The organism is Rhizobium sp. 18055, assembly GCF_902706285.1.
GTDB lineage: Bacteria > Pseudomonadota > Alphaproteobacteria > Rhizobiales > Rhizobiaceae > Rhizobium.
Window position 1 is genome coordinate 1 of the sequence record NZ_CACSKD010000159.1, and the last position, 520, is coordinate 520.

Annotated in this window: 1 protein-coding gene; it reads right to left on the reverse strand. The window is 71.5% G+C overall.

The genetic code is table 11. The features are described from left to right. Positions 1-472, reverse strand: a 472-nt coding sequence (locus tag GVL52_RS31805; protein ID WP_368735337.1) for an ABC transporter permease subunit, incomplete at its 3' end; no start/stop codon positions are given. Positions 473-520 lie beyond the last annotated feature (48 nt).

Sequence of the window (520 nt, forward strand, 5' to 3'; positions counted from 1 at the left end):
GTCCGGGATCGACGTTGCGGATGCCGTGGAAGGTGTTGAGGTAGATCGGAAAGAACACCGACACCGCGATCAGGAACACCTTGGCCGATTCGTCGATGCCGAACCACAGGATCACCAGCGGGATCAGCGCCAGCGCCGGAATGTTGCGCACCATCTGTACTGTGGAATCCAGCAGCGTTTCCGCCCAGCGCAGCGAGCCGGTCAGCAGCCCCAGCAGCAGGCCCAGGCCGCCGCCGATCGCCAGCCCCGCCAGCGCACGGCCGGCGCTCACCTTGACGTGCGTCCACAGCTCGCCCGATTCCGCGAGCGCCCAGGCCGCCTTGAGCACGTCGAACGGCGCGGGCAGCACCCGGCTGGAGAGCCAGCCCTGGGCCGAGGCCACCTGCCAGGCCGCGATCAGCGCCACCGGCACGAGCCAGGGCAGCAGGCGCTGCCCCACCGCGGCGGCCCATTGCCGCACGGGGGCGGGCAGGCCCGCGCCGGGCGCTTCGGGCGTTTCGGTGGCGGCGGACACCTGCAG